Below are 25,610 nucleotides of genomic sequence, written 5' to 3' on the forward strand. Positions count from 1 at the left end.
GTCCCATTACGAAAGTACGGTACCGTGTATGCCATGTCAACGGCGTACGAGCAGTCCGGACGGACCCGGCAGAAGCAGCGCACGCGCAACGATCTGATCGCCGCCGCTCGTGAGTTGATCACCCAGGGCGGGTCGGCCCCGACGGTCGAGGAGGCCGCGGCGGCTGCGTCGATCTCGCGGACGACGGCGTACCGGTACTTCCGCAGTCAGGCGGAGCTGCTCGCCGCCGCCCACCCCGAGGTCGAGCTCACGTCCTTGTTGCCGGCCGACAGCGGTGACGACCCCGAGGCTCGGCTGCTCGCGGTCGTGGCGGCGTTCGTCAAGATTGTGCTGGAGTTCGAGCCGCAGCAGCGCACGATGCTTCGCCTGTCGCTCGAGCCGTCCGCACAGCCGGGTCAGCTGCCACTGCGGCAAGGGCGTGGGATCGGCTGGTTCGAGGATGCGCTCGCGCCTGCCCGGGACAGGTTGTCCGAAGCCGCTGTTCATCGGCTCGCCGTCGCCGTGCGCAGTGCTGTCGGGATCGAGGCGCTGGTCTGGCTCGTCGACGTGGCCGGACTGAGCCGCGACGATGCCGCGGACGTGATGCTGTCGTCCGCGCGCGCCATCGTGCGTGCCGGACTGTCCGAGGGGACTGACGCATGACACGCACCGTTCACGTCGCGCCGGAGCGGTTGGACAGGTGGCTGACCGGCTTCGGCGACCGGCACGGCGAGGTCGTGTACGACGTGACGCCGACGAGCGTCACGTTGTCCGGGGAGGACGGCGAGTCCGCTGTCGTGACTGTGCCTTTCGAGCCCCTCGTGGAGTTGTCCCGCGCGGGGCTCGTGGCGCATGTGCTCACCGAACGGCGGCTCGGCATACTGCTCGTCCGGCGCGGCGGGTACGGCGCGGGAGTGTTTGCCGGCGGCAAGCTTCTCGACTCCAAGGTCGGCTCGCGGCATGTGCAGGGGACGACCAAGGCGGGCGGCTGGTCGCAGCAGCGGTACGCGCGCCGGCGGGACAACCAGGCGCGTGAGGCGTTCGCGGCGGCCACTGAGGTCGCGGTGCGGATCCTGGCGCCGGCGAAGCTCGACGTACTGGTGTGCGGGGGAGACCGGCGGGCGGTCGACACGGTGCTCGACGATCCCCGGCTGAAGGAGGTCGCCGGGTTGGTGCGGCCGCCGTTCCTCGGCGTACCGGATCCGAAGCAGAAGGTTCTCGAGCAGGCCGGTGTCGACGCCCGGGCGATCCGGATCGACCTGGATCAGCCGGAGTAGCTGTCCCGGACGGCCAGTAGGCGGTCAAGCCGGAAGCGTCCGGGGTCGCGATCCCGTTCGGCCTGCCCGGCGTCGGTCCAGAACGCTTCCGCAGGTACGGAGTCGGCGGCCGGCGGGACGAATTTCAGGACCTCCTGCACGGCTTGACGTGCGTAGGCCATCACGGTGCGAGCCGCCTCGGACCGGTCGTCGGCCGCCACCTCGCCGGCGATCCAGTCGGCAACCGCCAACCACTGCCCGGCGTCGACCAGCTCCGAGGGCTCCGGTCCGCCAAAGGTCCCAGCATCATCGAGAAGTCCGTCGTACGGCGGCGAGAACAGGTACTCCCGCTCGGCGTCGCAGCCCGCACACGCGCCGACGTACCTCAGCGCTGCGTCGTGGATGTCGTACTGCCAGGTCGCTTGGTCCGAGCCGCAGTCAGAGCATGCGGTGAGGTCGAGATAGAGCTTCGCCTCGGTCGTCGTCCGGGCGATGGCGTACGGCGGGTCGTAGTCGTTCAATCGATCGTCATCCCGCTCGCGGGGTTGGTGGTGTGGCTTCGGCGCATCGCTGCCTTCGCGGTCCGGGTGTGACTCATCCGCGAGTCGGTCTCGGCGAGTGCTGCCGCCGGGATGCCGTGCTGTTGCAGCGCCTCGACGACCGCGCTGGTGAACCGCCGGGGCGGAGCGTCCGGCACGTGCAGGGCCCGGAGATCGACGCGACCCTCGGCGAGCAGGGCCAGCCGCGGGTGCAGTGTCGCGAACGCTGCCGCGAAGCCCCCGTCGCCTCGGCCGGTCATCGTGCCGTCCGGATGCGCGACGTAGACGGTACGTCGGCCGTTCGTTTCCCGGACGGCGAGCCGGACGTTGACGTCCTCGCGCCGGGCCTGGTCGAGGGCGTCGACCAGCGGCCGGTACGGATGCTGGTCGTCGGCATCCGCGGTCACCTGTACGGTCCGCACCCGGTCCGAGCTGGTACGAGCGGTTTGACCGGATTCCATCCGTGCCCGCATCTCGTCGTACTCGTGCCGGTACATCGTCAGGTACGCCTCGCCGGACGCAGCTCGCCGGATCGTGGCGGAGCGTTCGACCTTCGGGTGCTTGCGCCGGCCGAGCCGGAGGCGCTCGAAGTCCAGGTGGTAGTCCACCCGCACCTTGACCGTGACGACCTGCCCGGACTCGTACACCCCGGTCTCATGGCGCGCACCGACCGTACCGGTGTCCTGCTCGCTGACCCGCCGGCTGCTCGTTGCGCTCACGCTGAGTTCTCCGCCCGGCGTACTGGTACCGATCGTCCGGGAGCCGGGCAGCAGTCTGTTGCTGCGCGCGGTCACCTGGCTGACCCGGAGCGCGCGGGAGTTCTGGCCGAGCTGGGTGGTCGACTCCTCGTCCGGATCCGACACCAGTTCCAGGCCCGAAACCTCGGCGCGGACCCGGATCGCGACCACCCGCGCGCTGTCGCCGGGAACAGCGAGCGGGACGAGCTCGTGCCCCGACGGACCGGCCATCTCCTGGAACGCGACCATCCGGTTCGCGCCGCCGAGCCGCGACTCCAACGTCGCGGCATGCATCCGTACGCCTTCGGGCTTGAGCAGATCCACCTCGCCGAGACGAGCGCAGGCAGCCTGGAACAGGGCATTGTCCTCCGCATCGCCGGGCAGGTAAGGCAGCGTGCCTTCGGGGAGATAGTGGTCGGGCAGGACCACCGGCCGGTGGTCCGTGTGGTCCGGGACCTCCGGCCCGAGCTGCGGGGGAGCCGAGTCGAGCACAGACACCGGTACGGCGAGACTCATCCGCCCGTGGGCTTCCCGGCGGGTCGTGGAGTCAGCCGTCCCACCGGGAGACGCCGAGTCCTCGATCTCGATGAACAGCTGGTAGTCCCGCTCGACCCGGGCTGTTTCGATCGCCAGGGCGGTGGCGATCTGGGTGCTCGCCTCGGTGCTCGCCGCGGTAGTGGAGGTGCTGACCTCCGCGCCGGCACCGGCCGTCGCCGGGATCCCGTCCGATCCCGACAGGTCGAGCGAGGCGCCGTACGACGTGCCCTCGGTCCGGCTGCGGCTACGGTCGCGCAGGCTCCACAGCTGGCGGAGGCCGAAGCCGTTGCCGCTCTGGCCCTGCGTCCCGCCGGCCTCGGTGCTCGGTTCGCCGGCGAACCTCAAGCGCACCCGGACCCGGAGGTTGCGGGTGCTCGCCCCGATGCGGACCGGACGCTCGAGGACGAAGCCGCGCGGGTCGAGCATGTCGTCCAGCTGGTTCCGCCAGCGGGTGCCGGCGAGCTCGCCGCGCAGCGCGCTGACCAGCACGGGGTCGTCCAGCGCCTGCGGAGAATGGTCCGCGACGGCAGCGCAGACCTCCCGGAACGGGTCGGTGTCGTTGCCGTCCTGGTCCTGCAGCGAGGCCTGGTCGACCTGCGCGGCCCCCATTATCCGGTCGTAGTGGCGGGGGAGCCGCGGCACGACCCGCTGCCGGGCGAGATCTTCGGCCTGAGCCAGTACGGCGTCGAGCCGCTGATCGGGCTGCGCCGGAAGTCCGGTCGCCGTCCGGAGCGCGTCGACCAGCACCTCGTCGGTGTGTCCGGCAGCGAGGCCGCTGGTGGCGCCCCGCTTCTCGATCCGGTAGCGCCGCATCAGTGCGGTGACGGCGCGGCGCGGGAGGACGAGGTTGCCGTTGAGCACACGCTCGACCGCGTCGGAGACCTGGTGCAGTGGAAGCTCGAGCTCGCGCCGCCCGTACGCCTGCAGCGCGTCGCGCTCGGGCAGCGTGAGGAGTACGGCGCCGGTCTCGAGCGGGATCCGCCGTGGTGCCGCACCGCCCGCCCGGAGCTGGGCCTCGAGGACGAGATCGCCCCAGAACTGGTAGTGCTGTCCGTCCCGCATCAGGGTCCGCTCGACGCCGGACGTGGCCGACTCGGACGCGCTCGACGAGACGGTCGTCGTACGGCTCAGCCCGAGCGAGCCGCCGTACGACTGCTCGTCAGCAGACACGGCGCCACTTCCGCCGTTGATTCCCGCCATCGTGGCGGCCGACTGGGCCGTAGTGCTGCCTGTGGTCGCCAGCGTCACGTTCAGCTCGGCGACAATGGGATGCCCGGTGCCGACGTACCTGAGGTTCTCGACCCGCGTCGTGACGGTCAGTGAGGCCGGCCGTGGAGTGAGACCGCGCTGCCGGATCGCCTCGAGCGAGTCGGACGGTTCGGAACCGACGGCCACGCTGGTGCGGTACTCGGTGGTGAGCAGCTCGGGCCGGGCGATGAAATTCCGCGGGGCGAGGTATCCGCTGAGCTGGTGCAGCGCGGGGCTGTCCTCAAGGCCGGGTACGGCGGCCGTCAGCCGGGCGATCGGGTTCCGCGCGTCGATGTGGTGGACCGCCGCCGTCTGCAGCAGCTTGGATTCGACGCGCCCCGGTACAGCGACCGTGGGCTGCTGTCCGCTGCAGAATTCGCTGTCGAGCCAGACCTGCGCGCTGCCCTCGGACGAGGCCACCGGCACCGCCGTGCCGTCGGACGTGACCTCGCTGACCGTGATCGTGTGCGGTACGTCGAACACCGCGACCGTCGAACCTGACTCGGCCACCGTCATCCGGTACGCGCCCCTGGTGGACGACCATCCGACGGAACGGCCCCGCGACGTTCGGCCGACCGAGGCACCAGCCGTCGGTGTGGTCCCGGCCTCCCCGGCGGCCGGCGCGTTGCTCAGTCCCAGCCGTGCTGACCACGGCAGACTCTGCGCCCGCGAGCCGCTACGTCCCGACGTACTGACGCCGATGTCGACGTTGACGACCATGTCGTTGTCCGCGACACCGATCGGAGTCACGCGGTCGAAGTGCTGCTCGAGGGCGATCTTGAAGGACCGGACCCGCGGCGGGTGGCCGGTGCGGTGCTCGGTGAGCTGAAAGAGCAGCCGGTCCTGCGCGGCGTGGTCGTACCCGGTCTCCAGCCGGTGCTTGGCGATCTGCTGACAGGCGCGTTCCCAGTTCTCGACCTGGCTGAGAACGAGGGCGGGGTCCTGACCGGCGAGGGCCGCGGGCAGTGGGCGGCCTTGCTCGTCGAGCGGCGGGATCATGCCCTGCTCGGACAGGTGCGTGAGGAAGCCCCGCAGTGCGTCGTCGGCGCCGGAGAGCTCCCGGATCATCGCCGGTCCGGCACCGCGAAGCTGCCCCGGCCCGTTGCCCAGCCACGGCGGGAGTTGCAGGGGAGTGTCGGTCGGGCGCGGGTCCCCGCGCAGGAGCACCCGGCCGTCCGCACCACGTCGTACGGCTCCGTCGGCATCCCGGAGGAGGGCTGCGGCGGGGACCGGGAGTCCGTAGCGGAAGGCGTCCCGCTCCGCCATCCGCAGGCAGGCGTCGCCCGCGCCTTCGGTCGTGAACGATTCGTCGCGGTCGAGGCGGTGGACAGTGACCTTGTGCCGCAGGCGCAGCTTCACACCGACGGTCGGCGCTACCCGCTGGGTGCTCCACCGGCTGCCCAGGTCGGCCGTCGACGCGGTGTCCTCATAGCTGACGTTCCGTCCTGCGTGCAGTCCCGGCGCCAGGTCCGCGGTGGTCGGGCCCAGGTCGGAGACCGGCGTACTGCCCGTGAGGCCGGCGGTGCGCGACCGGCTGAACGACTGACTGCCGGACGCGCCCGAGTTGCCGACGCGCCAGAGCTCGAGTTTGTGATCCGGCGAGCTGTCGCTGGTCAACTCGGCGGACTCCAGGTCCACCTCCGTCTCCAGCTGTGCCCAGGCGACCGGGCGACCGCCGTCGGTGATGAGGCGCCAGACACCGCCCGGCCGGGTCGTCTCGTCGAGCCGGGTCATCCCGTCCTCGACGACCAGGCTGCGGACCCGGTCGTGTCCGACACGATCGATCGATCCGAGTCGATGCTGGAGCTCGGCCAGGGTCCGATCGCACAGGTCGTTGAGGCCGTCGACGCGGGTGGCCATGTGCTCGGGCATCGCCGTACGGCGTTCCGCGGCCAGACCGAGCGTCTCCAGGTCGGTCGTCTCGGTCGGCGGCGGAACCGTGTAGGTGTGGATGTAGCCCAGGTCGAGCGTGGCTGCGTCGTGGTCCGCACCGGCGTCGACGACGTTGGGCGGCGACCAGTCCGCGGTGGCCGAGTCCCGGATCCGCCAGATCCAGCGCGGCCGGTCCGACCGGTACCGCAGGAACTCACCGCGGAGCGCCTCGACCGCGCCCGTCTGGGCGAACTCGGTCGCTCCGCCGGTGACCGTCCGGCCCCGGCCGCGGCTCAGCTCGGCGCCGGGCGAGACGAACGCGGCAGCCACCTTCAGCTTGTTCGTGTCCGGCAGCGCCTCCGTCACGGCCCGCAGGCTTGTGTTGGCTGTCGCCGCGGCGTTCTGGGCCGTGGCCGTGGCGACGTTGAAGCCACCCTGGACCACCTGCCCCACCTGGGCCTCGTCGATGGTCAACGGGCTGTCCAGCACCTCGTGGAGCTCGCCGGGATCGAGTTGCAGGTGGAACTGCACGAGGTCGTCGGCACCTGCGTGCGCGTCGTTGCCGATCGTGAGCACGAAACCGTCGGGCGCGAGGATCCGGCGGCTCTCGCCGCGCAGCGTCCGGTGCAGGACGTCCGGGGTGAAGGAGTACGGCGCCTTGCGTTCCTTCAGCGCCTCGTTGAGCTCCTGGCACAGCCTGGTCAGGTGGGGGAGCCGGCCGGACGGGAGGCCGTTGTGCTGTACGTCCTTGGCCGGGAGAGTCGCCGCGGTCGCCTGCTCGTACGCCCGAACCTCCCGTACGGCGGCCTCTGTATCGCCTTCTGGGGACAGCGCGCGGTACGCCTCGGCGGCGGCGCGGGCCTGATCCGCGGCGGCCGTGCAGAGGCTCGCGATCTCGGTATGGCGATCGGCAACCCGGAGCCGCGCGACCGCCCGAACACGGAGCCGGCGGGCCCGCTCACCCGCGGATGCGTCCTTCGCGCCGGCCTCGCCGTCGGCCGCAGTGAACAGCTCCGCCGCCTGATCGCGGGCGTCTGCCGCGCTGGCGGTTCGTACGTCGGCGCGATGCGTGTGATCCGCTGCTGCGGACTCGAGATCGGCGATCTGGCGCCGTACGCGGGCTTGGAAGCGTTCCTCAGGAGTCGTCGCCGGCGTCTGCTGCGCCTCGGGTACGACGACGTTCAGACCGGTCCACGGCACCCTCGGAGCGGGGTGCCCGCCGTGGCGGATCGCTTCGGACAGGTCGGTCAGGTCGGTCTCGACCTCAGTGAGCGCGCGGACGCCCAGACCGGCCCGGGTGTCCCGCCACTCCACACTGAGCCGGCGGAACTCCTCGTACTGCGCCTCTGCTCGACGATCCCGCACCGCGCGGTGTGCCCCGGCGCTCGCCCTGATGTCGCTCACGAGCCGGCGGATCGGGCCGAAGAATCCACCCGCCGCTGCACGCCCCGCCCCGCTGCTCGGTTGGTGCACGCCCCCGACCGGGCGCCGCGGACGGCCCGGCGCCCGCAACGTCCGGGCAGTGGTCGGCTGGGACAGGCGCTCGGCGTCGCGGGCCAGGGTGCTGGCGTTGGCGACCAGGTCCGCCGCGAAGGGCCGGTTCGAACTCTCCTGCCGGGCCCGCGCGCTGGTCAGCCGCCGAAGGTCGGCCTCGCTCTCGAGCCGGTTGCCGTCCAGCAGGTCCTGCAGCAGAGCCTGCGCCTCGCGCTGCTGTACTGCCGGCAGCCCGGGGAGATCAAGCAGAGCATCGAGCCCGCCGGTCGCACCGTCCGCCGCACTCCCGCCGCGCGTCCGCTCGAGCTGGGCCCCGACGAACGCCACGGCTTCGGCGACCAGACGGTCGTCGCCGACCGCCGCCGCTCGCCGGGCAAGCCGACGCTCCAGCCGGCGAAGAGCCTTACGGGCCAGTCGTTCACCAGAGTGCCGCAACCGAAGGCCGCCGGCCTGCAGTGCGAGCGCCTCGGGCGCCACGACGCCGACCGCGAGCCCGAGCGCTTGGCGCGCGCGAACCCGCGGGTCGTTCTCCGTGCCGGCAGCACTCGTCAACGCCAATCTCCCCGTTCAGATCACCGGACGGGGAGATTAGCAACCAGCTGTTCAGTTTCTCGCTACAAATCCCACTGGACGGGTTAACAATTGCCGGTGGGGATTGTCACATCAGGAACCGCTGTACAACGCGCGGAAGTCCGCCAGCGTGCCGGTGTAGTACTCCAGGTCGTCATCCAGCCTCGCGCGGCTGACCAGATACGGGTCGCGGGCCTTGGCGTCGGTGCCGAAGCTGGTCCAGATCTCCGAATCGGGGACGGTGTCGCCGCCGTTGGTACCTTCCGGCAGCGACTTCATCGCCTCCCGGATCGCCTCGGCGGCGAGCTCCCAGCCGAGCTCGACGTAGTAGCGCGCCTGGCCCGGTTGGCCGTCGTACGCCATGTCGGCCGCGATCGTCCGGTCGGCGTACAGATGCCCGACGACCGCCCACTCCGCTGCGTCGACCAGCTGCGACCGTCCCAGTCCCCAGTGCGCTCCGAGCCGGGTCGACGAGTGCTGGGACGAGTACGGGATGGTGATCTCGCCGATCGGCGACCGATAGGTCCAGGCGTCCGGGCCCTCGACGAGGTTGTCGCCGGGCTCGAAATCGGGGGCAGGCGCCAACACCTCACCGGGTTGCGCTCCGGCCTGCGCCGTCTCCAGCGCGACGTAGATCCGGGCCTCCCACAGGGTCCGTGCGATCGGCATCGGTTATCTCGCTCCTGTCTCGCTGATTTCTCTGCTCAGTTCGGCGTACGAGTCCCGGGTCACCAGCAACCTGTCCAGCCGGAAGCGCCCCGGCTCGGCGGCACGCAGGGCCCGACCTTCCGGCGTCCAGAACTCGTCGTCCGGTACGGCGTCCGCGCCGGCCGGGACGAACTTGATCACCTCGACGACGGCGGCCTGCGCGATGGCCAGCACCCTACCGGCCTCGACGGGATCCGTGGGGACGGCCGCCGCGGCGGTGTCGGCGACGTCCAGCCACTGGCCCGCGTCGAGGAGCTCGGACGGCTCCGGACCGCCGAACGTCGGCCAGCCGCGCACCGGTGTCTCGCGCGCCGGCACCCCGAACAGGTACTCGCGTTCGGCGGAACAACCAGGGCAGGTCGCGGCGTAGCTGGACGCCGGTTCACCTCTGATCTGGATCAGTGCCTGTTCCCAGGGCGCGTCGACCGACCCGCAGTCCGGACACGGATGCAGCTCCAGGTACAGCTGCGCCTCGTCCCACGTCCGCGCCACCGCGAATGCCATCGAGCCCCTCTCGTCCACCAGGTTCTGCAGTTTCCATCATCGGCTCACGGCCCGGACAGCGACGGCCCGTGGCCGGTTGGTGCAATCGTCCGTCCGGAGGCGCCGCCCGGCGAGGTGCGCGCTCCCTGGTTGGACGCAGTCGGCAGCGTCCGCGCGGCCGTCGTGTAGTCGAGAGCCTTGAGCACGTCGCGCGGCACGTTCGCCTTCTCCAGCTCGCCGGCCACCTTCGCGCTGAAGCTGCCGTCCGGTGACGACGTGTTGTACAGCTCCCGCAGGTCGACCCGGCCCTCGGCCATCAGCGCCAGGTTCGGATGCAGAGTCGCGAACGCCGACGCGAAACCGCCGTCGCGGTCGCCGAGCATGGTTCCGTTCGGCAGAGCCTGGTACTTCCGCTCGGTGCCGTCGGCCTCCTGGACCAGCAAGACGACGGGCTTGCGCTCGGCCTTCGCGCGCTCGAGCGCGTTCAGCAGCGGCCGGTACGGCTGGAAGACCGCGCCCGACTTGCCCTGCCCGTACTCGGTCGCCGTGATGTCCGGCGGCCCGAGTTCAGCCGGCACCGCCTGCAGCCGCGCGTTCGCCAGTACGGCGTCGAGCGACGCGCCGGTCTCCATCTGCCGGAGTCCGTCGAGGTACTGGTGCCGGAGCATCCGGACGAACATCTCGCCGCGGGCCAGGTCCGGCAGGTTGACGGACTTCTTCACGACCGGCTCGCCGCGGCCGTTGTCGGTGGTCGTCCGGACAGTGGCGTCGTACACCACCGGGATCCGGACCGTGACCATCTGGCCCTCGAGGAACCGGCTGGTCTCCAGCCGGGTGCCGTTGGCGTCGGACGACTGCTCCTTGACCTGCTCGCCGATCGAGCCGCTGACCGACACCAGACCGCCATCGATGCCGCCGGACGCGGTCACCGGGGTCAGCCGGTTGCTGCTGCTCGACGAGCGGTACACCTCCTGCCGGCGCCAGACCCGGCCCGCCTGACCCTCGAGCGACGGTCCGTGCAGCTCCCAGCCCACCGCGGTCGCGTTGATCGCGACGCTGACCGTCGTCCGCCCGTTGCCGGGCTGCGCCATCGGCTGCAGCGCGATGCCTTCGCCGAGCAGCCGGCCGGCCTTGGCCTTCAGCGCGCTCGGCTTGAGGTTCGACCTGATCAGATGCCGGTACTCCGCCGTACCCCGCCGGCCGAGGACGCCCGGCTGCTCAAGGTGCGCGGTCAGGTTCTCGACCAGTTCGTTGCGCCGGGCGGCGCCCTTCGCGTGCAGCGCGGCCCGGATCGGTACGGCGCCTTCGGGGAGCTGGATCGGGCGGTGCTCGGCGTGTTCCTCCAGCTCCGGCTGCGCCTCGATCCGCGGGCCGTCCATCAGATCGCCGTGGGGGATCCACTGGACGATGTCCGCGCGGAGTTCGCGAGGTTCGGACACGCTCGTGACGTCGGCCGGGTCGATCCGGCCGAGCTTCCAGCGGGCACTGGCCATCGCGGCCGCGCCGGCGTTGCGAAGCCTGACGACCTGGGTCGTGAACACGATCTTCTGATGCGTCTTGTCCAGGTCGAAATGGCCCAATCGGTCGATCGTGGTGTTCATCTCGCCGCTGCCGGCCGTGTTGGACGTGGTCTGGTCCGTCGCAACCCCGGCAGAGCCGTCGCCGAGAGCAGTGGGACCCTTGCCGTCGACACCGACGGAGACCGTCACGGTGTGGGCGGCCGACCGGTCGAGCTGGTTGTTGTCGTAGTTCTGGTCGACGCTGCCGACCTCCTCCTTCGGGATGTCGGGTTCGCCTTCGGGGGTGGTCGGTACGCCTTCGATGATCCGTTCGCCCTCGTACCGGGCGCGCACCTGGACGAACAGGACGTCGGGTCGTTCCTGTCCCTGGATCGGCACCTCGATCGGAACCTCGAAGCCGTCCGCGCCGAGCATGTCCTCGAGGTGGCCGTGGAAGTTCCCCGGCTTCAGGTCGATGTCCAGGGCTCTCTGGAGCACGCGGCTGGCGTCCCGCAGCCCGGGAGCGAGTGCGTCCACCTGCGGTTCGACCAGGGTCCGCAGGTCGACCTGCTGGGGGCTTTCGTCCTCCTCGGCGCCTTCGGCCCTCTCGACGGTGAGCGACTCGATCTTGGCCGCTCCCTGGCTCTCGTCGTACGCCTCGGAGGTGCTCATGACGCGGCCCTGCGCAGCCATCGCCTCGACCTGGTCGGCCGTCGTCTCGAATTCCGCGGCGGCGTTCGAGGTCTGCCCGCCGGGGGCCCGGGTGTTCGCCTGCAGCTTCGCCGTCAGACTCTCGGTCGTGTGCTCGGCGGCCAGCCCAGTGGTGACGCCGGCCTTCTCCCGCTGGTAACGACGCAAGAAGCCGCCCGCGACCTTGTGACTGACCGGCAGCTTGTCGTTCAGGTACCGCTCGGCGGCGTCGGACACCACCCAGAGCGGCAGGTCGAGCTCGCCGGAGCTGTACAGCTCCAGCGCTCGCCGCTCGGCCATCGCCTTCTGGGCCAGTGCGTCCGGCAGCGGTACGGACTTGATCACCTGACCGTTGTGGACGATGTCCGCGGTCATCTTGTGGCGCTCGATGAACTCGTGGTGCGTGCCCGGGTTGACCAGCAGCCGCTCGTCGCCGGACGTCTCGCTGGTCGTGGTGGACTGCGACTGGCCGCCGATGCGTCCGACCGAGAGGTTTCCGGAGCGGGCGGAGCCGCCGGCCTCGACCAGACCGCCCCCGGCCTCCCCGGTGACGCCGCCGGATGCCGACGTACCGGACGTCGAGCCGACGTCGGTCATCGTGTAGTTGATGTCGACGGAGTTCTCTTGGCTCATCGCGACATGCGTGAGGCTGACCGCCTCGCCGCGGATCACGATCTCGTACTCCTGCGGCAGGATCGTGCCGTCCTCGAGCGCGTGCGCCGGACTGCCCGGGGCACGGACCACCGTGAACGGCAGCGGGTAGCTACCGTTCATCCACTCGCGGTTCGCGACCAGGCTGGTCGGCGACAGCGCCTCGTGCAGCGCGGGCAGAGCGGTCGAGTCCGACCGGATCGCCTTGATCTCCTTGCACAGCAAGTCGGCTGGGTTGCCGGCATCGACCGCGACCGGGAACGCCTGCTCGACCGCGCGGTGATGAGGCGGCTTCGGATCCGTCTCGTACACCGGAGCGTCGGCACGGGTCATCGAGCTGTCGTACGCGACCTCGAGGCTGCCCCAAACGTCGGCGATCGGCTCGGCGTCGCCGTCGTCGGTCATCTCGGCGAACGTGATCCGCACGTCCTGCTCGAGCCGGTCGAGCGGCTCGGTGCTCTCGCTCAGGGTGACGCGGTTGACGCGCCGTCCCGCGGTGTAGCTGAACGTGCGGCCGAGCGCGTTCCGGCTGAACTTCACGCCGATCTTGCCCATCCAGCCGCGGATGCCTTCCGGCGGAGGGTTGGATGCGCCGACCCCGGCGGACAGCGGCACCCCCCGGGACCGGCTCGACGTCCGGCCGGTGGCCTCCGAGCTGATGCCGAGCAGGACGACGTTCTCGTTCGTACTCGTCCCGGCGCCGGTGGCCTCGAACTCCTTGGTCGCCTCGTCGTAGTCCTGCGTGACCGACAGCCGGAACGGCCGCCAGCGCGGCGTACCCGCGAAGCCGGTGTCCTCGAGCATCACGACCAGGCCGCCCTGACAGGCCTGGTTGATGCCGGCCTCGATCCGCGGCGCGCTGATGTGCTGCTTGATCCGCTCGCGGTTGGCTTCCTGCTGAGCGGTGGCCGGCTGCCCGGGCCGCGCTACCAGGCCCATCTTGGCCAACTGCTCCAGCGCCTGGCGCTGCGCTTGCTCGGCGCCCTTGAGGTTCTGCGGCAGGGCCTTGCCGACGCCGCGCAGTTGGTTCTCGCCGCGGCCCATCCACGGCGGCAGCGTCTGCGGCACGGTCGACGGCTCGGCGTCGCCCCGCAGCAGCACGTGGCCCTGCTTGTCCACCTTGACGGTGCCGTCGTCTTCCCGCAGTACGGCGTCCTTGTCGGCGCGGCCGCCCGCGCGCAGCAGGTCGTTCTCCGCGACCCGCAACATCGCGCGGCAGTCGCCGGTCTCGACGATGGGCGCGGCCGTGGAGTCGCCGACCTTGCGCAGCGTGGCGCGCACCCTCATACCGACCAGCACGCCCTGCGTCGGGCCTTGGTTGCGGTGCACGGCCGGGGTGATCGTGGTCATGCTGACGCTCTGGCCGCCCGCCCGGGACACGTTGCGTCCGGCCGACGCGTTCGGCGACACGTTCACGCCGGAACCGCCGACGTTGTTGAGCACGGCCGCCGCGCGCACCGGGCTCAGGTCGGAGGGCTTGCCCGGGAACGCGACCGACCCCGTGCCGGTGACCGACGCCGTGTAGGTCTGGCTCGCGTTGACGCCGGCGAAGTCGACGAGGACCTCTTCCTGCCACATCTCCGAGCTGGACTCACCGACCAGTTGGGCGTCGGCCCAGATCGGCTCGACCTCCCAGGTGAGGTCGTACTCCGTCTCGCCGCCGGTGGGGATCCGCCGGGTGACTCCGCCGGGCTGACTGAACTCGCGCAGCAGGCGGTGCGAGTCGTTGATCATCAGGCCGGCGATGTGGTTGTACGAGACCCGGTCCAGGTCGTCGTACTGCTGCTGTGCCCTCCGGACCAGGCGATCCGTGACGTCGTGCAGTCCGGTGATGCTGGTGACCGCGTGCCGCGGGAACTCGCCGGTGACCTCCTGCCCGTGACCGATCTCTGCCAGCGAGACCGTCTCGGCGGGCGGCTTCACCGTGTAGGCGCTGGGGACCCAGGTCTGCTGGCGGCCGGCGTCGACCGTCTCGACCGCCGACCAGGGCTCGGTGGGGGAGGCCCGTACCTCGATCTGCCACTTGCCGGACCACTCGTAGAGGATCGACTCGCCGCGGTTGTCGTCGACCCAACCGGACTGGTGGTGCGCCGTGGCCCCGCTGCTCTCCGCGAGCGAGCGGCCGCGCGCCACCTCGACCTTCGGCGCGACGAGCTGCGCGGCGGCGTGGACCGGCGTACCGGGTGCGGCCAGGGCCAGGATCGCCCCGACGTTCACGCCGACGTTGACGTTCGTCGAGTGGGTGTCCGTCGTGGCGACGGTGGTGCCGCCCTCGCCGAGCGTGCCCGACTGCAGCTCGGCCATTGTGAAGTCGATGTCGTCGCGCTCGGTGAGGTCGTCCGGGATCAGCCGCAGCCGCACCTGGCGCAGCGAGGAGACGTCGGTGTTCGCGTCGTTGTCGACGGTGAACACCATGCCGTCGCGGGACAGCAGCCGCCGGTACTCCGCCGCGGGCACCGGGAGCGGGCCGCGGGTCGGCAGTTGTTCGCTGAACTTGTTCGCGGCCAGGACCCGGTTGATGTCGGCGATCGGCAGGTTGAGCTGGTCGCCTTCCGGCGCACCGGTCATCAGCAGGTCCTTGACCGGCATCGCCTGGCCGAGGCTGCGTTCGTACACCGCCACCTGCTGCTGCGCGGCGGCGGCCAGATCGGCGATCCCGCTCTGCGAGCCGTCCGCGTCGATCTCGGTGAGGAGCGTCTGGTAGCCGGCCAGGGCCTGCCGCGCGTCGGCGGCGGCCTGCTCGTAGGCACCGGCGATCTCGGTGTGCCGGCCGGACCTGTTCCGCGCGGTCCGGGCCGTGACGCGCAGCTTGCGCGCCCGCTCGGGGGCGCCGCGGTCGCGCTGCAGGTCCTCGGCGCCGGCGTCCTTGTCGGCCTTGTTGGCCTCCTTGGTCGCGTCCCGGGAGCTGCTCCGCTTGTTCTCCGCCTTCTTGTCGAGATCCTTGACCGCGGCCTGGAGCGTCTCGATCTGGGTGACGACCTGACCGCGCAGGTGAGCCGGCGTGTTCCGGGCCGGCTTCGCCTCGGCCTCGGCGCGCGCGGCGGCCCGGCCTGCGGCGGTTGCCTCGGGGTTTGCGACCGCCCCGGCGGTCCAGGGGAGTGCGGGCTCGGAACCGCCGTGCCGGCGGATGGTCCGGGCCAGGCCCTCCAGATCGCGTTCGAGATCGGCGACGCTGCGCGGCCCGCTCGGATGGCCGTTCGCGAGCGTCTCGGCGCGCGCCTCGTGCCAGTCCACGAGCAGGCTCTGGAACGCGGCGTGGTCCGCGTGCAGCCGCCGGTCGCGGCGCTCATGGCCGAAGACGGACCTCAACTTGCCGAAGACACCGCGGGACCGGCCGGCCTCCGCGGCGGCGATCTCCTGCGACATCAGAGTCAGCTGGTGCGTCCAGACGAAGCGGACCTGTTCGTCGCTGAGCCCGGGCGGAATCCGCAGTACGTGCGGGTCGTTCGCCGTACCGGCCCGGATGATGCCCTGCCCCATCGCGCCCAGTGTGGTGTCGCCGATCTCGACCCGGAGCTGCTGCGGTACGGCGGAGCCCGTCATCTGCAGAAGGGCCTGCGGCGCGTCGGGGTCGACAGCCGGACGGTCGGTCACCGCGGCGTCCAGGGCCCGGCGGTCCATCGAGGCGAGCAGGTTCAGCGCGTGCAGGTCGGTCAGCGGTCCCTGCGAGCGCGGACGCGCGCCGACCGTCAGCCCGGTGCCGCGGATCTGCGAGGTCCAGAGCCGGCGTCCTTCCGCGCTCCGGTGCCTGCTGCCGACCTGTGCGCGGCGGCGGCCGGCGCGCCGCGGTGCAGGCGGCGTACCCACGCCGAGGAGCTCCGCATCGCGGTTGATAGCGGCCGAGGCGGACACGAGTGCCGAGGTCGCGACGGCGTTCTGCGGCGTTGTCAGCCGCCTGAGGCGAGCGGCCGCGTCCTGGTCGTCCGGCGCCGCGCCGCTGAGGGCGACCCGGAGCATGGCGTCGGCCTCGGTACGGCGGGACTCGTCGAGCCCCGGCACCCGGAGGTACCGGTCGAGGGCATCGACCGCACCGCGCGCGGGCAACTCACCGCGCGCCCGGGCCACTTCGGTCCCGATCACGCTGACGGCCTCTGCCAGCAGCCGGTCGTCGCCGACGCGGTCTGCGGCCCGGCGGTCGAGCAGCTCCTCGATCGCGCGCATCACCCGCGCTGCGAGCACGTCGTCGCGCGTGGTCAGCCGGACCCGGCCGTCACGCAGCGGCACCGCCGAGGGGTGCAGAATCCCGAGCGCGTTTCCGACCGCCCAGCGAGCGCGAGCCGTCGGATCCGTGGCGGACAACGTCGTTGTAGTCAGCCGAACCACCCCTCCCGTTAAGTGCCCGGGTGATCACCAGTTGTCACCCGGACCCTCTGGTCCGGAATTTAGCAAACAATCGGTTACTTGCCAGCAACTCGATTCACCCGAACCGTTAACGATTTACGCCCAGCGACCCACCTAGGATCAAGTGCATGTGGGAGAAGTTCGGTGACTCCGAGTGGAACATCCCCGAGGCTCGCAGCACAGTCGCCCAGTTACGGCACCACGCCGGGGACGGCCGGGAGTACGACGGCATCGAGCTGTTCCTCGCACTCTGCGAGTACCTCGACCGGCTGCACGGCGAGCACGGATTCGACTACTTCCGCGCCGGCGCCGAGCGGGCGGCCCTGGCCGCCGCCGTCCAGGAGGTACGCGGCCCGAAGATCGAACCGGACCCCGACACGGACCGGCTGGTGCAGCCGGTGAACGCCGCTGTCACGCTGGCCGAAGGGCGGGAGCTTGTGATCTGGCTGGAGGGACGGCCCGGCTGGGAGCGACAGGTCGGCCTGTGCCTGCGCGCGATGTTTGCCTATCTAGACCAGTTGTACGGCGGACCGGAAACGTTCAACCAGTTGCTCAAGCCTGCCGAGCTCGAGCGGGTCGCGGCGCGGTAACGGCATGGCCTCCTGGCACGAATGGCACCTCGCTGCCATTACGGTATGCGGGTGAGTCTCTCGTCCTCCACGCGTAACTCTTCCCAAGGCGCCCGGGCAGCGGGCCGATCGACGGGTGGCGGTTCGACCCGCCTCCCGAGCGGCCGGGAACGCCGTCCTGCCCTGGCCGCGCTCGCGGTCATCCTGATCCTGCTCGGCGCCGCCGGATCGGCGCTGATCGCGCTGAACAGCGGCAACCGCTCCGACTTCGTGGCGATCTCGGTCGATTCGCTGCCACCGGGCAGCAAGCTCGAGGCGAAGGACCTCTCCCGGGGTGACCTGGCCGGCGCCACCGGTGGCCTGATTCCGTGGTCTGAAGCGGAGAAGTACATCGGCCGCTACACGAAAACCTGGCTGTACAAGGACCAGTTCGTCACGCCTGAGAGCCTCACGCAGGAAGGCGAGCAGCCGATCCCGGCCGGTGGCGCCCTGGCCGGTGTCAGCCTGGAGGCCGGGCGCGCGCCGTCGGACGGCCTCGAGGTCGGCGACATCGTCAAGGTCATCCGTGTGCCCTCGGCCAACGCGGAGGGTGCCGCCGTGCCGTTGGTCAGCGCGGCCGAGGTGACCTCCACCGCGGGTGCGATCACCGACAGCAAGACGAGCGCGAACAGCTCGCTCAACGTGACGATCCTGATCCCGGCCGACGACATCACGACGGTTGCGGCGGCCGCCGCGGCCAAGACGCTGGTGCTGGTGAAGCTGGCTCCGGGCACGAAGCCGGACGTCGCACGCAACGGGGCCAACTGATGGCGCTGGTGGCGCTGGCGAGCGCGAAGGGCTCGCCCGGGGTGACCACGGCAAGTCTGGTCTTCGGCGCGCTCTGGCCGCGGCAGGTGCTGCTGGCCGAGTGCGACCCGGCGGGCAGTGACGTGGCGATCCGGATGACCGGACCGGGCGGAGCGGGTCTCAACTCCGACCGCGGCCTGGTCAGCCTGGCGGCCGCGAGCCGGAAGGGGCTGGGGGACGAGGTCATCCTCGCGCACAGCCAGCAGCTCGACGGCGGTCTCGACGTGCTGCTCGGTGTGCGCTCGCCGGAGCAGGTCGGCGGCATGGGCGGTCTGTGGCATCCGCTCGGCATCACGTTCAACCAGATGCAGCACGGCGACGTACTGGCCGACTGCGGGCGGATCGGCGCGTCGTCGCCGCAGCTTCCGGTCATCCAGTCCGCGCGCCTCGTCGTACTGGTGTGTTCGGCGACCGGCTCGTCGGTGGCGCACCTGCGGGAGCGGCTGTCGACGCTGGTGCACCACGTCGACGCACAGCTCGGCGTGGTCGTCGTGGCCGACCCGAAGCAGCGGGACGGCGTGAAGCAGGTCTGGTCCGTGCTGGATGCCATGTCCCTGCCGGTCCGGCACCGCTGGCACCTGGCCTACGACCCGATCGGCGCAGCGTTCTTCGACGGGCGTGGCCACGGCCGTCTCGACAAGACCCAGCTGATCCGGTCCGCCAGCGTCATCACCGCGGAGATGGCGTCCTTGGTCGCCGCTCCGCCGCCGCAGGACTTCGACATGGCCAACGCAGCGTTCCCGCCACCGCCGGGTGACTATCGATGAGCGCGGATCAGGAGCTGGTCCGGAAGCTGCGGGTGCAGGTCGCCGAGCGGCTGAACGAGCAGCGGCGTCGCGACCAGGTGAACGGCGTACCTCCGATGAGCGCGGAGGACGAGCGGGAGTACGCACGGTCGCTGATCGTGCAGGTGCTCGAAGATCACGCGCGGTACGAGCTGGCCGACGGCCGGACGCCGCCGACGCCGGACGACGACGCGCAGATCGCCGGCGCGATCCACTCCGCGCTGTTCGGTGTCGGCCGGCTGCAGCCGCTGATCGACGACGCCGAGGTCGAGAACATCGACATCAACGGCTGCGACCAGGTCTTCGTGCAGTACGGCGACGGTCGCGAGGAGACCCCGGGCCCGGTTGCCGAGAGCGACGAGGAACTGATCGAGCTGATCCAGGTGCTGGCGGCGCACGCCGGCCTCACCAGCCGCCCGTTCGACTCGGCCAACCCGCAGCTGGACCTGCGGCTGCCCGACGGGTCCCGGCTGTCCGCGGTGATGGGCGTGACGTCCCGTCCCGCGGTGTCGATCCGGCGTGCCCGTCTCGGCAAGGTGTTCCTCAAGGACCTGGTGGCCAACGGAACCATCACCGACGACGTCGGCTCGTTCCTGCGGGCCGCGGTCGCGGCGCGGAAGAACGTCATGATCGCCGGCGCCACGAACTCCGGGAAGACGACGCTGCTGCGGGCACTGGCCAACGAGATCCAGCCGCACGAGCGGCTGATCACCGTCGAGCGCTCGCTCGAGCTCGGCCTCGGCGAGTTCAAGGACCTGCACCCGAACGTGGTCGCGTTCGAGGAACGGCTGCCGAACTCCGAAGGCGTCGGCGAGGTCAGCATGGCCGACCTGGTCCGGCGTTCGCTGCGCATGAACCCGAGCCGGGTGATCGTCGGTGAGGTGCTCGGCGACGAGATCGTCACGATGCTGAACGCGATGAGCCAGGGTAACGACGGCTCGCTGTCGACGATCCACTCGAACAGCTCGATGGAGGTGTTCAACCGGATCAGCACGTATGCGATCCAGGCCCGCGAGCGGTTGCCGATGGAGGCCACCCAGATGCTGATCTCCGGCGCGCTCGACTTCGTCGTGTTCGTCCGCAAGCACAACGACTACTCCCGCGGCGGCGGCCTCAGCCGGTACGTCGAGAGCATCCGGGAGGTCACCGGATGGGACGGCCGGGTGCTGTCCGGCGAGGTGTTCGCACCGGGACCGGACGGCCACGCCGCGGCGCACGCGCCGATCGCGTGCATGGACGAGCTCGAGCACTTCGGGTACCAGCCGCTCGTGCACGGAACGTGGGCGTGACGCGATGAACGACCGGACTCTGGGAGCGCTGCTGTGCGGGGCGTTGGTCGGCGGCGCGGTGATGCTGCTGATCGTCGCGATCCGCGGCACCGAGCCGAAGGACGAGACCCCGTCGCTGTTCCGCAACCGCAGCGTCGAGGCCCGCAAGAACATCATCCGGCTGGGCGCGGCCTTCGCGGTCGGCCTGATCGTGCTGGTGGTGACCCGCTGGCTGGTGCTCGCGGTCGCCCTCGGCCTGCTCGCGGCGATGGCCGACCGTTTCTTCGGCGGCACCGGTGAGGAACGCCGGGCGATCGACCGACTGGACGCGCTGGCCACCTGGACCGAGGCGCTGCGCGACACGATCGCCGGCGCGGTCGGCCTGGAGCAGGCGATCCCGGCCACCGCGGTGAACGCGGCGCCCGCGATCAAACCCAGCCTGAACCTGCTGGTCGACCGGCTCCGGATCCGCGAACCGTTGCCGTCGGCCCTGATGCGGTTCGCCGACGACCTGGACGACCCGTCCGCCGACCTGATCGTCGCCGCCCTGGTGCTGAACGCCCGGCTGCGCGGTCCCGGTCTGCGCGAGGTGCTCAGTGCGCTGGCCGACTCGGCCCGCGAGGAACTCGACGTACGCCGGAAGGTCGCGGCGGAACGTCGTTCGACCCGGCGCAGCGTCCAGGTGGTGGTCGCGATCACGCTGATCATGGCGGCCGGTCTGGTGCTGTTCAACTCGGCGTACATGGCGCCGTACACGAGCTTCGTCGGCCAGGTCGTGCTGGCCGTGGTGATCGGGCTCTACGCGCTCGGGCTGCTGTGGCTGCGGCGGCTGGCGAAGATCGAGGTGCCGGACCGGTTCCTGATCGGCATCGCCGACGACCACCGGCTGCCCCGGTCGGGCGACGATCGGATGGAGACGGTGAGCGGATGACCTGGGCCTTCATTACCGGCGGCATCGCCGGACTCGGCGTGTACGTGCTGGTCCGGATGTTCATCAAGCCGCGGGCCAACGTGCTGTCCACGATCGCACGGATCGACGCGGGGCGTGGCGGCTACACGGGCGGTGCCACCGCCAGCGCCGCCGGCGAGCGGGTGCTGGGCGGGGTGGACCGGGCCCGGGAGACCCTCGGCCGCCGGCTCGAGGCGGAGGCGAACTCGCGCGGCTGGGCGTTCGGCAAGCTCCGCCGCGACCTCGCGGTGATGAACCGGCCGTTCGCCGCGATGCTCGCCACCAAGGCGTTCTTCGCGCTCGGTGCGATGGTCTTCATCCCGATCGTGCTGTTCCTGTTCTCGGCGATCGGCATCACGGCGCCCGGGGCGGCCCCGGCGATCGTCACCCTGGCCTTCATGGCGCTGGCGTTCTTCCTGCCCGACCTGGCCCTGCGTCAGGAGGCTGAGAAGCGGCGGCGGGACTTCCGGCACGTGGTCGGCAGCTTCCTGGACCTGGTCGCGATGAACCTCGCGGGCGGCCGTGGTCTGCCGGAGGCGCTGATGACGGCGTCGACGATCGGCGAGCACTGGGCGATGGCCCGGATCCGGCAGGCGCTGGCGAACGCGCGGTTGATCGGCATCACGCCGTGGGACGCGATGGCCCTGCTCGGCGAGGACCTGGGCGTCGAGGAACTGCGGGACATGGCCTCGGCGCTCGCGCTCGCCGGTGACGAGGGCGCGAAGATCCGCTCGTCGCTGCTCGCCCGGGCGGCGTCGCTGCGGCGCAAGGAACTCGCGGACGTGGAAGGCAAGGCGGGTGAGCGTTCCCAGTCCATGCTGGTCGCGCAGCTGGTCATGATCGCGGCCTTCTTCCTGTTCCTGGCCTTTCCGGCCGGTGTGGCCATCCTCGGAAGTTAGGCAGAACCGTGATGAGGGCAAGGGATCCGTTGGGCGGAGTCGTCCGTCGAACACGGCATACTGAGGCCTGTTTCGGCCTCATGATCTGGAAGGTATGTGGATGACCTCGGAGTTGATGTTCTGGCGGGCCATGACCGGCTACGCGGTGGCGCGGGCGCAGGCCCAGCGGGCCCGCGCAAAGCAGGGGAACACCGAGCTGGGCGCGTCCGCACTCGAGTGGGCGATCATCTCGGGGATCCTGGTTGTCGCCGCGCTGGCGATCGGCGTCGTGGTGAAGCGCGTCATCACCAAGCACACCGCCGATATCGACAAGGGCTGACGGACGAACCATGCGGCTGGGGAGGCTGAGTCGACTTGGGCGGAAGGGAGTTCGGCGCAGACGGTCGGAGCGGGGGGTCAGCACACTCGAGCTGTCCATCCTGGCGCCGGCGATCATCGCGCTGATCTTCGTGTCCATCCAGACCGCTCTGTGGCTGTACGGGCGTTCCGTCGCGCTGAACGCGGCGCAGGAGGGCGTGTCCAAGCTGCGGCTGGTGCAGCCCTTGGTCTACACCCCGGCGGTGGGGGAGAAGGTGCGGGCCGACGTCGAGTCGTACGCCCAGCAGCTCGGCGGTACGACGCTGACGAACGCCACCGTCCCGTTCCCGGCGTACAACGACCCTGAAGGCGTGGTTTCGTTCACGGTGACCGGCAAGACCGTGTCGCTGGTGCCCGGCCTGGAGCTGAAGGTGTCCCGGACCGCCACCGGCCGCATCGAACAGTTCGAAGCCGACAAGTGAGCGAGCAGATGACACGCAGACCGAGGTCTCGCGGGCGGCGTAACCGCGAGCGCGGCACGATGGCGCTCGAGATGGTGATCCTCGCGCCGGTGCTGCTGGCGCTGTTCATGTTCCTGCTGGCCTGCGGCCGGTACTTCCAGACCTCGTCGTTGCTGGAGGGCGCGGCCCGCGACGGTGCCCGGGGCGCCAGTCAGGCGCGGTCGCTGCCGGACGCGCAGGCGCGCGTCGACGAGGCCGTCAACTCGGCGATGAGCCAGGCGGTGGCCTCGTGCAAGGAGTCCGCGGCGGGCTCGATCACCACCGGATTCGTGGCCGGTTCGCCGTTGTCGGTCGAGGTCAGCTGCACGATCAACTACCGCGACCTCGGATTCCTCGGCCTGGGCGGCGACACCACGATCACCAAGCGGTTCACGTCCTCGCTCGATCCGTACCGGGGGGTGCGCGGTGACGGCTCCTGAACGCTCTCGATCGCGGCTCGTCGAGTTCTTCCGGATCGATGCGCGACGCAACCATCGGCGGTTCGGCCGCGGCGCGCTGAGCCCCGCGGTCGCGATCCTCGCGGTGATGATCTTCACCCTGGCCGGCCTGGTGATCGACGGCGGCCGGCAACTGGGAGCCCGCTCCCGTGCGGTCGGCTACGCGCAGGAGGCCGCGCGCGTCGGCGCCGCGGCCATCCAGTTGAACGTCGCCGAGGCCAAGATCGACACTGCCAAGGCGGCGACCGCGATCACTGAGTTCTGCGGCCAGGTGCGAGCGAACGACCCGGCGGTCACGGCCTGCGGTCCGACCACGCTGACCGACAAAGAGGTCGACATCAAGGTCGACATCGCCAACAAGACGACGTTCCTCGGCCTGATCGGCAAGCAGTCGCTGAAGGCCAGCGGCACCGGTCAGGCGCACGCCGAACAGGGCGTCGACAAGGCGGACGACAGCCCGACCATCCCGCCGATCGAGGTGAACCCGACGACCGACGGCCCCGGAGGGACGATCGACACCCCGCGGCCGCCGACGATCGACCTGCCGTGCCCGACCTGGACCGTCGGCTCGCCGACCCCGATCTGGACGCTGTCGCCGTTCCCGTTCCCGGCCTCCTGCTCGCCGAACGTGACACCGACGCCGACCCCGTCCGAGACCCCGCCGACCGGCGAACCGTCAGGCCCCACGAGCAGCTCGCCGCCGAGCGGGCGCTAGAACCCGGAGGATTCTGTCCGTGCGTAGGTTTGCCCTCCCGGCCTTTGCGGTCGTCGGTGTCCTGCTGTTGAGTGCCTGCAGCAAGGACACCAACGACGGCGGCCGCCCGGTCCCGGTCGGCGGCGAGTCCGGTACGACGACGTCAAGCACGCCGTCCACCGCGCCGTCGTCCGCACCGGCCACGACCACCGCGCCGGCCACCACCGCGAAACCCACCGCACCGACCGCGAAACAAGTCATCGTCCAGCCAGGGAACTTCGCGTCCAACCCCGCCGTCCAAGGCCTCGTGACCAGCTACCCCCTCTACTTCCAGGCCCTCGTGTCCAAGGACGACACAATCCTGAAGAAGCGCTTCCCGTCCTTCTTCTACTCGGACGTGTCACAGGGCATCCAGGATGCCAAGCGCAACGGCTGGATCATGAAGCCGCCGGGCAGCGTGGTCGTCGTCGGCGCGAGTTCCACGCCGGACGGCACGGTGGCGGTGCGGACCTGCCGCTCGCAGACCACGCAGTACTGGAATCCAAAGGCGCGGAACTGGGCCGTGGTGACGCCGAAGGGGTCGCCCGAGGTCATCGAGATGATCAAGACCGGGATCGGCTGGATGCCGTACCGCCTGGCGACCAGCAAGGGCGTGAACTGCGCATCGGTACGCTATCCGGCCTAGTCCGGAACAGGGATTTTGAGGTTGCGAAGAGGTGACGGGGTACTGGGTACCGGGCATGATGCCCCTGGTCGAAGATAATCTGCCGGAAGACGAGTCTGGGGAGTGAGGATGCACAACCGGGTAGGCCGCACACTGCTCACCCTGAGCGCTGTACTCGCACTGCTCATGTGCGTCCCCGCCACCACGGCCGCGGCAGACACGATCCAGACCGGCAACACGGTCTGCAGCATGTACGTGAACTCGACAGGCTTCGGCGCGTACTGCACCTCGGGTAATGCCTACCTGGGTGACGGCACTCCGCCGCCGACCTGGCGAGAGCGGTTGAACGGCAGGCCGTTCGTGCCGTGCCGCAACTTCCCGATCCCAGACGGGATCCACCTTCCGCAGGCGCCGGAGGGAAAGAAGTGGGTGCTCCGGGTCACTATCACCGACTACGACCTGAACACCTACAACGGTGGCAACAAGGCGCATCTCGAGCGCGCCTACGTGCCGGTGAACGCCGAGGAAGAGGCGCAGTGCCCGGAACCGGACTACATGGACCAGTTCTGGATGAAGTTCAAGAGCACCTATCCCACTCCGGCGCTGGTGGTCAAGCCGACCTTCACGCCTCGGGTGAACGTGCCGGCGTTCTTCTCTCTGACGAAGGAGAGCTCCGAGCAGTACAAGAACACAGGTGAATTGAGCGGCTACTACGATCCGCAGCACAACCTGACCATGCGGGGCATGGTCGTCGAGATGAAGGTCGATCCCGGTGACGGCACCAGGCCGTTCACGTGCTTGATGGGAACCACTCCGGCCGACGACCCGGATGGGTACGACGAGACCCAGGATCCCTTCCACCAGATGAACACCTGCAAGCACAAGTACCTGAGGTCCAGTGCGAGTCAGCCGGACAGCATGTACACGGTGAAGCTGACCATCACCTGGGAGGTCTCGTACTGGATCGGTCGGGATTCTGGCGGCTGGCATTCGATCGGTAAGGCGACGGTGACTGCCGTGCAGCGCCTGCCTGTGCAGGAAGCTCAGGCAATCGGTGGCTGATGGTGGGGGTATGGA

General features: G+C 70.4%; 19 protein-coding genes. 14 read left to right on the forward strand and 5 right to left on the reverse strand.

Features of this window, described 5'->3' with window-relative positions:
* Positions 1–33 precede the first annotated feature (33 nt).
* Entirely contained in the window at positions 34–642 is a 609-nt protein-coding gene (locus tag OHB24_RS31035; RefSeq protein WP_327634408.1) for a TetR/AcrR family transcriptional regulator, read from the forward strand.
* Entirely contained in the window at positions 639–1,256 is a 618-nt protein-coding gene (locus OHB24_RS31040; RefSeq protein ID WP_327634409.1) for an acVLRF1 family peptidyl-tRNA hydrolase, read from the forward strand. The genes OHB24_RS31035 and OHB24_RS31040 overlap by 4 nt, the downstream gene beginning before the upstream one ends.
* Here the strand turns inward: OHB24_RS31040 and OHB24_RS31045 are convergent.
* From OHB24_RS31045 to OHB24_RS31065, 5 genes are all read right to left on the reverse strand, one after another.
* Entirely contained in the window at positions 1,244–1,756 is a 513-nt protein-coding gene (locus OHB24_RS31045; protein WP_327634410.1) for a hypothetical protein, read from the reverse strand. The two genes, OHB24_RS31040 and OHB24_RS31045, sit on opposite strands and share 13 nt — an antisense overlap.
* On the reverse strand, positions 1,753–8,214 hold the full coding sequence (locus OHB24_RS31050) for a hypothetical protein (protein ID WP_327634411.1): 6,462 nt from the start codon (positions 8,212–8,214) through the stop codon (positions 1,753–1,755). The genes OHB24_RS31045 and OHB24_RS31050 overlap by 4 nt, the downstream gene beginning before the upstream one ends.
* Before the next feature lie 111 nt (positions 8,215–8,325).
* A complete protein-coding gene (locus tag OHB24_RS31055) occupies positions 8,326–8,901 on the reverse strand; it encodes a hypothetical protein (RefSeq protein ID WP_327634412.1) in 576 nt (191 codons plus the stop codon).
* A gap of 3 nt (positions 8,902–8,904) precedes the next feature.
* Positions 8,905–9,444 (reverse strand): hypothetical protein, encoded by a 540-nt coding sequence (locus OHB24_RS31060; RefSeq protein ID WP_327634413.1) that lies wholly within the window; start codon positions 9,442–9,444, stop codon positions 8,905–8,907.
* A 44-nt stretch (positions 9,445–9,488) separates the two neighbouring features.
* Entirely contained in the window at positions 9,489–16,586 is a 7,098-nt protein-coding gene (locus OHB24_RS31065) for a hypothetical protein (protein ID WP_327634414.1), read from the reverse strand.
* A gap of 146 nt (positions 16,587–16,732) precedes the next feature.
* Here OHB24_RS31065 and OHB24_RS31070 point away from each other — a divergent pair, with 146 nt between their 5' ends.
* From OHB24_RS31070 to OHB24_RS31125, 12 genes are all read left to right on the forward strand, one after another.
* Complete coding sequence (locus tag OHB24_RS31070) at positions 16,733–17,194, forward strand: hypothetical protein (protein WP_327634415.1); 462 nt, start codon at positions 16,733–16,735, stop codon at positions 17,192–17,194.
* A 51-nt stretch (positions 17,195–17,245) separates the two neighbouring features.
* Positions 17,246–17,980: a hypothetical protein gene (locus tag OHB24_RS31075; RefSeq protein ID WP_327634416.1), complete on the forward strand. Its 735-nt coding sequence runs from the start codon at positions 17,246–17,248 to the stop codon at positions 17,978–17,980.
* The gene (locus tag OHB24_RS31080; protein ID WP_327634417.1) at positions 17,980–18,786 is read left to right on the forward strand and encodes a hypothetical protein; all 807 of its coding nucleotides are present in this window, start codon (positions 17,980–17,982) and stop codon (positions 18,784–18,786) included. The genes OHB24_RS31075 and OHB24_RS31080 overlap by 1 nt, the downstream gene beginning before the upstream one ends.
* Positions 18,783–20,093 carry a CpaF family protein gene (locus OHB24_RS31085; RefSeq protein WP_327634418.1) on the forward strand — a complete coding sequence of 437 codons (1,311 nt, stop codon included), beginning with the start codon at positions 18,783–18,785 and terminating at the stop codon, positions 20,091–20,093. The genes OHB24_RS31080 and OHB24_RS31085 overlap by 4 nt, the downstream gene beginning before the upstream one ends.
* A 4-nt stretch (positions 20,094–20,097) precedes the next feature.
* Positions 20,098–21,003, forward strand: a complete 906-nt coding sequence (locus OHB24_RS31090) for a type II secretion system F family protein (RefSeq protein WP_327634419.1) — start codon at positions 20,098–20,100, stop codon at positions 21,001–21,003.
* Complete coding sequence (locus tag OHB24_RS31095) at positions 21,000–21,920, forward strand: type II secretion system F family protein (RefSeq protein WP_327634420.1); 921 nt, start codon at positions 21,000–21,002, stop codon at positions 21,918–21,920. Before OHB24_RS31090 ends, OHB24_RS31095 begins: the two co-directional genes overlap by 4 nt.
* A gap of 100 nt (positions 21,921–22,020) precedes the next feature.
* Positions 22,021–22,239 carry a hypothetical protein gene (locus OHB24_RS31100; RefSeq protein WP_327634421.1) on the forward strand — a complete coding sequence of 73 codons (219 nt, stop codon included), beginning with the start codon at positions 22,021–22,023 and terminating at the stop codon, positions 22,237–22,239.
* 10 nt (positions 22,240–22,249) lie between these two features.
* Positions 22,250–22,699 carry a TadE/TadG family type IV pilus assembly protein gene (locus OHB24_RS31105; protein ID WP_327634422.1) on the forward strand — a complete coding sequence of 150 codons (450 nt, stop codon included), beginning with the start codon at positions 22,250–22,252 and terminating at the stop codon, positions 22,697–22,699.
* Positions 22,700–22,707: 8 nt separating this feature from the next.
* Entirely contained in the window at positions 22,708–23,157 is a 450-nt protein-coding gene (locus OHB24_RS31110; RefSeq protein WP_327634423.1) for a TadE family protein, read from the forward strand.
* A complete protein-coding gene (locus tag OHB24_RS31115; protein ID WP_327634424.1) occupies positions 23,144–23,890 on the forward strand; it encodes a TadE/TadG family type IV pilus assembly protein in 747 nt (248 codons plus the stop codon). The genes OHB24_RS31110 and OHB24_RS31115 overlap by 14 nt, the downstream gene beginning before the upstream one ends.
* A 19-nt stretch (positions 23,891–23,909) precedes the next feature.
* Positions 23,910–24,554, forward strand: a complete 645-nt coding sequence (locus tag OHB24_RS31120; protein WP_327634425.1) for a hypothetical protein — start codon at positions 23,910–23,912, stop codon at positions 24,552–24,554.
* A gap of 108 nt (positions 24,555–24,662) precedes the next feature.
* On the forward strand, positions 24,663–25,595 hold the full coding sequence (locus tag OHB24_RS31125) for a hypothetical protein (RefSeq protein ID WP_327634426.1): 933 nt from the start codon (positions 24,663–24,665) through the stop codon (positions 25,593–25,595).
* Positions 25,596–25,610: the final 15 nt, after the last annotated feature.

Source organism: Kribbella sp. NBC_00482 (genome assembly GCF_036013725.1).
Taxonomy (GTDB): domain Bacteria; phylum Actinomycetota; class Actinomycetes; order Propionibacteriales; family Kribbellaceae; genus Kribbella.

Coding starts and splice junctions, on each gene's coding strand:
- OHB24_RS31035 (WP_327634408.1), top strand. CDS start 34: ATGTCAACGGCGTACGAGCAGTCCGGACGGACCCGGCAGAAGCAGCGC.
- OHB24_RS31040 (WP_327634409.1), top strand. CDS start 639: ATGACACGCACCGTTCACGTCGCGCCGGAGCGGTTGGACAGGTGGCTG.
- OHB24_RS31055 (WP_327634412.1), bottom strand. CDS start 8,901: ATGCCGATCGCACGGACCCTGTGGGAGGCCCGGATCTACGTCGCGCTG.
- OHB24_RS31060 (WP_327634413.1), bottom strand. CDS start 9,444: ATGGCATTCGCGGTGGCGCGGACGTGGGACGAGGCGCAGCTGTACCTG.
- OHB24_RS31070 (WP_327634415.1), top strand. CDS start 16,733: ATGTGGGAGAAGTTCGGTGACTCCGAGTGGAACATCCCCGAGGCTCGC.
- OHB24_RS31080 (WP_327634417.1), top strand. CDS start 17,980: ATGGCGCTGGTGGCGCTGGCGAGCGCGAAGGGCTCGCCCGGGGTGACC.
- OHB24_RS31085 (WP_327634418.1), top strand. CDS start 18,783: ATGAGCGCGGATCAGGAGCTGGTCCGGAAGCTGCGGGTGCAGGTCGCC.
- OHB24_RS31090 (WP_327634419.1), top strand. CDS start 20,098: ATGAACGACCGGACTCTGGGAGCGCTGCTGTGCGGGGCGTTGGTCGGC.
- OHB24_RS31095 (WP_327634420.1), top strand. CDS start 21,000: ATGACCTGGGCCTTCATTACCGGCGGCATCGCCGGACTCGGCGTGTAC.
- OHB24_RS31100 (WP_327634421.1), top strand. CDS start 22,021: ATGACCTCGGAGTTGATGTTCTGGCGGGCCATGACCGGCTACGCGGTG.
- OHB24_RS31105 (WP_327634422.1), top strand. CDS start 22,250: ATGCGGCTGGGGAGGCTGAGTCGACTTGGGCGGAAGGGAGTTCGGCGC.
- OHB24_RS31110 (WP_327634423.1), top strand. CDS start 22,708: ATGACACGCAGACCGAGGTCTCGCGGGCGGCGTAACCGCGAGCGCGGC.
- OHB24_RS31125 (WP_327634426.1), top strand. CDS start 24,663: ATGCACAACCGGGTAGGCCGCACACTGCTCACCCTGAGCGCTGTACTC.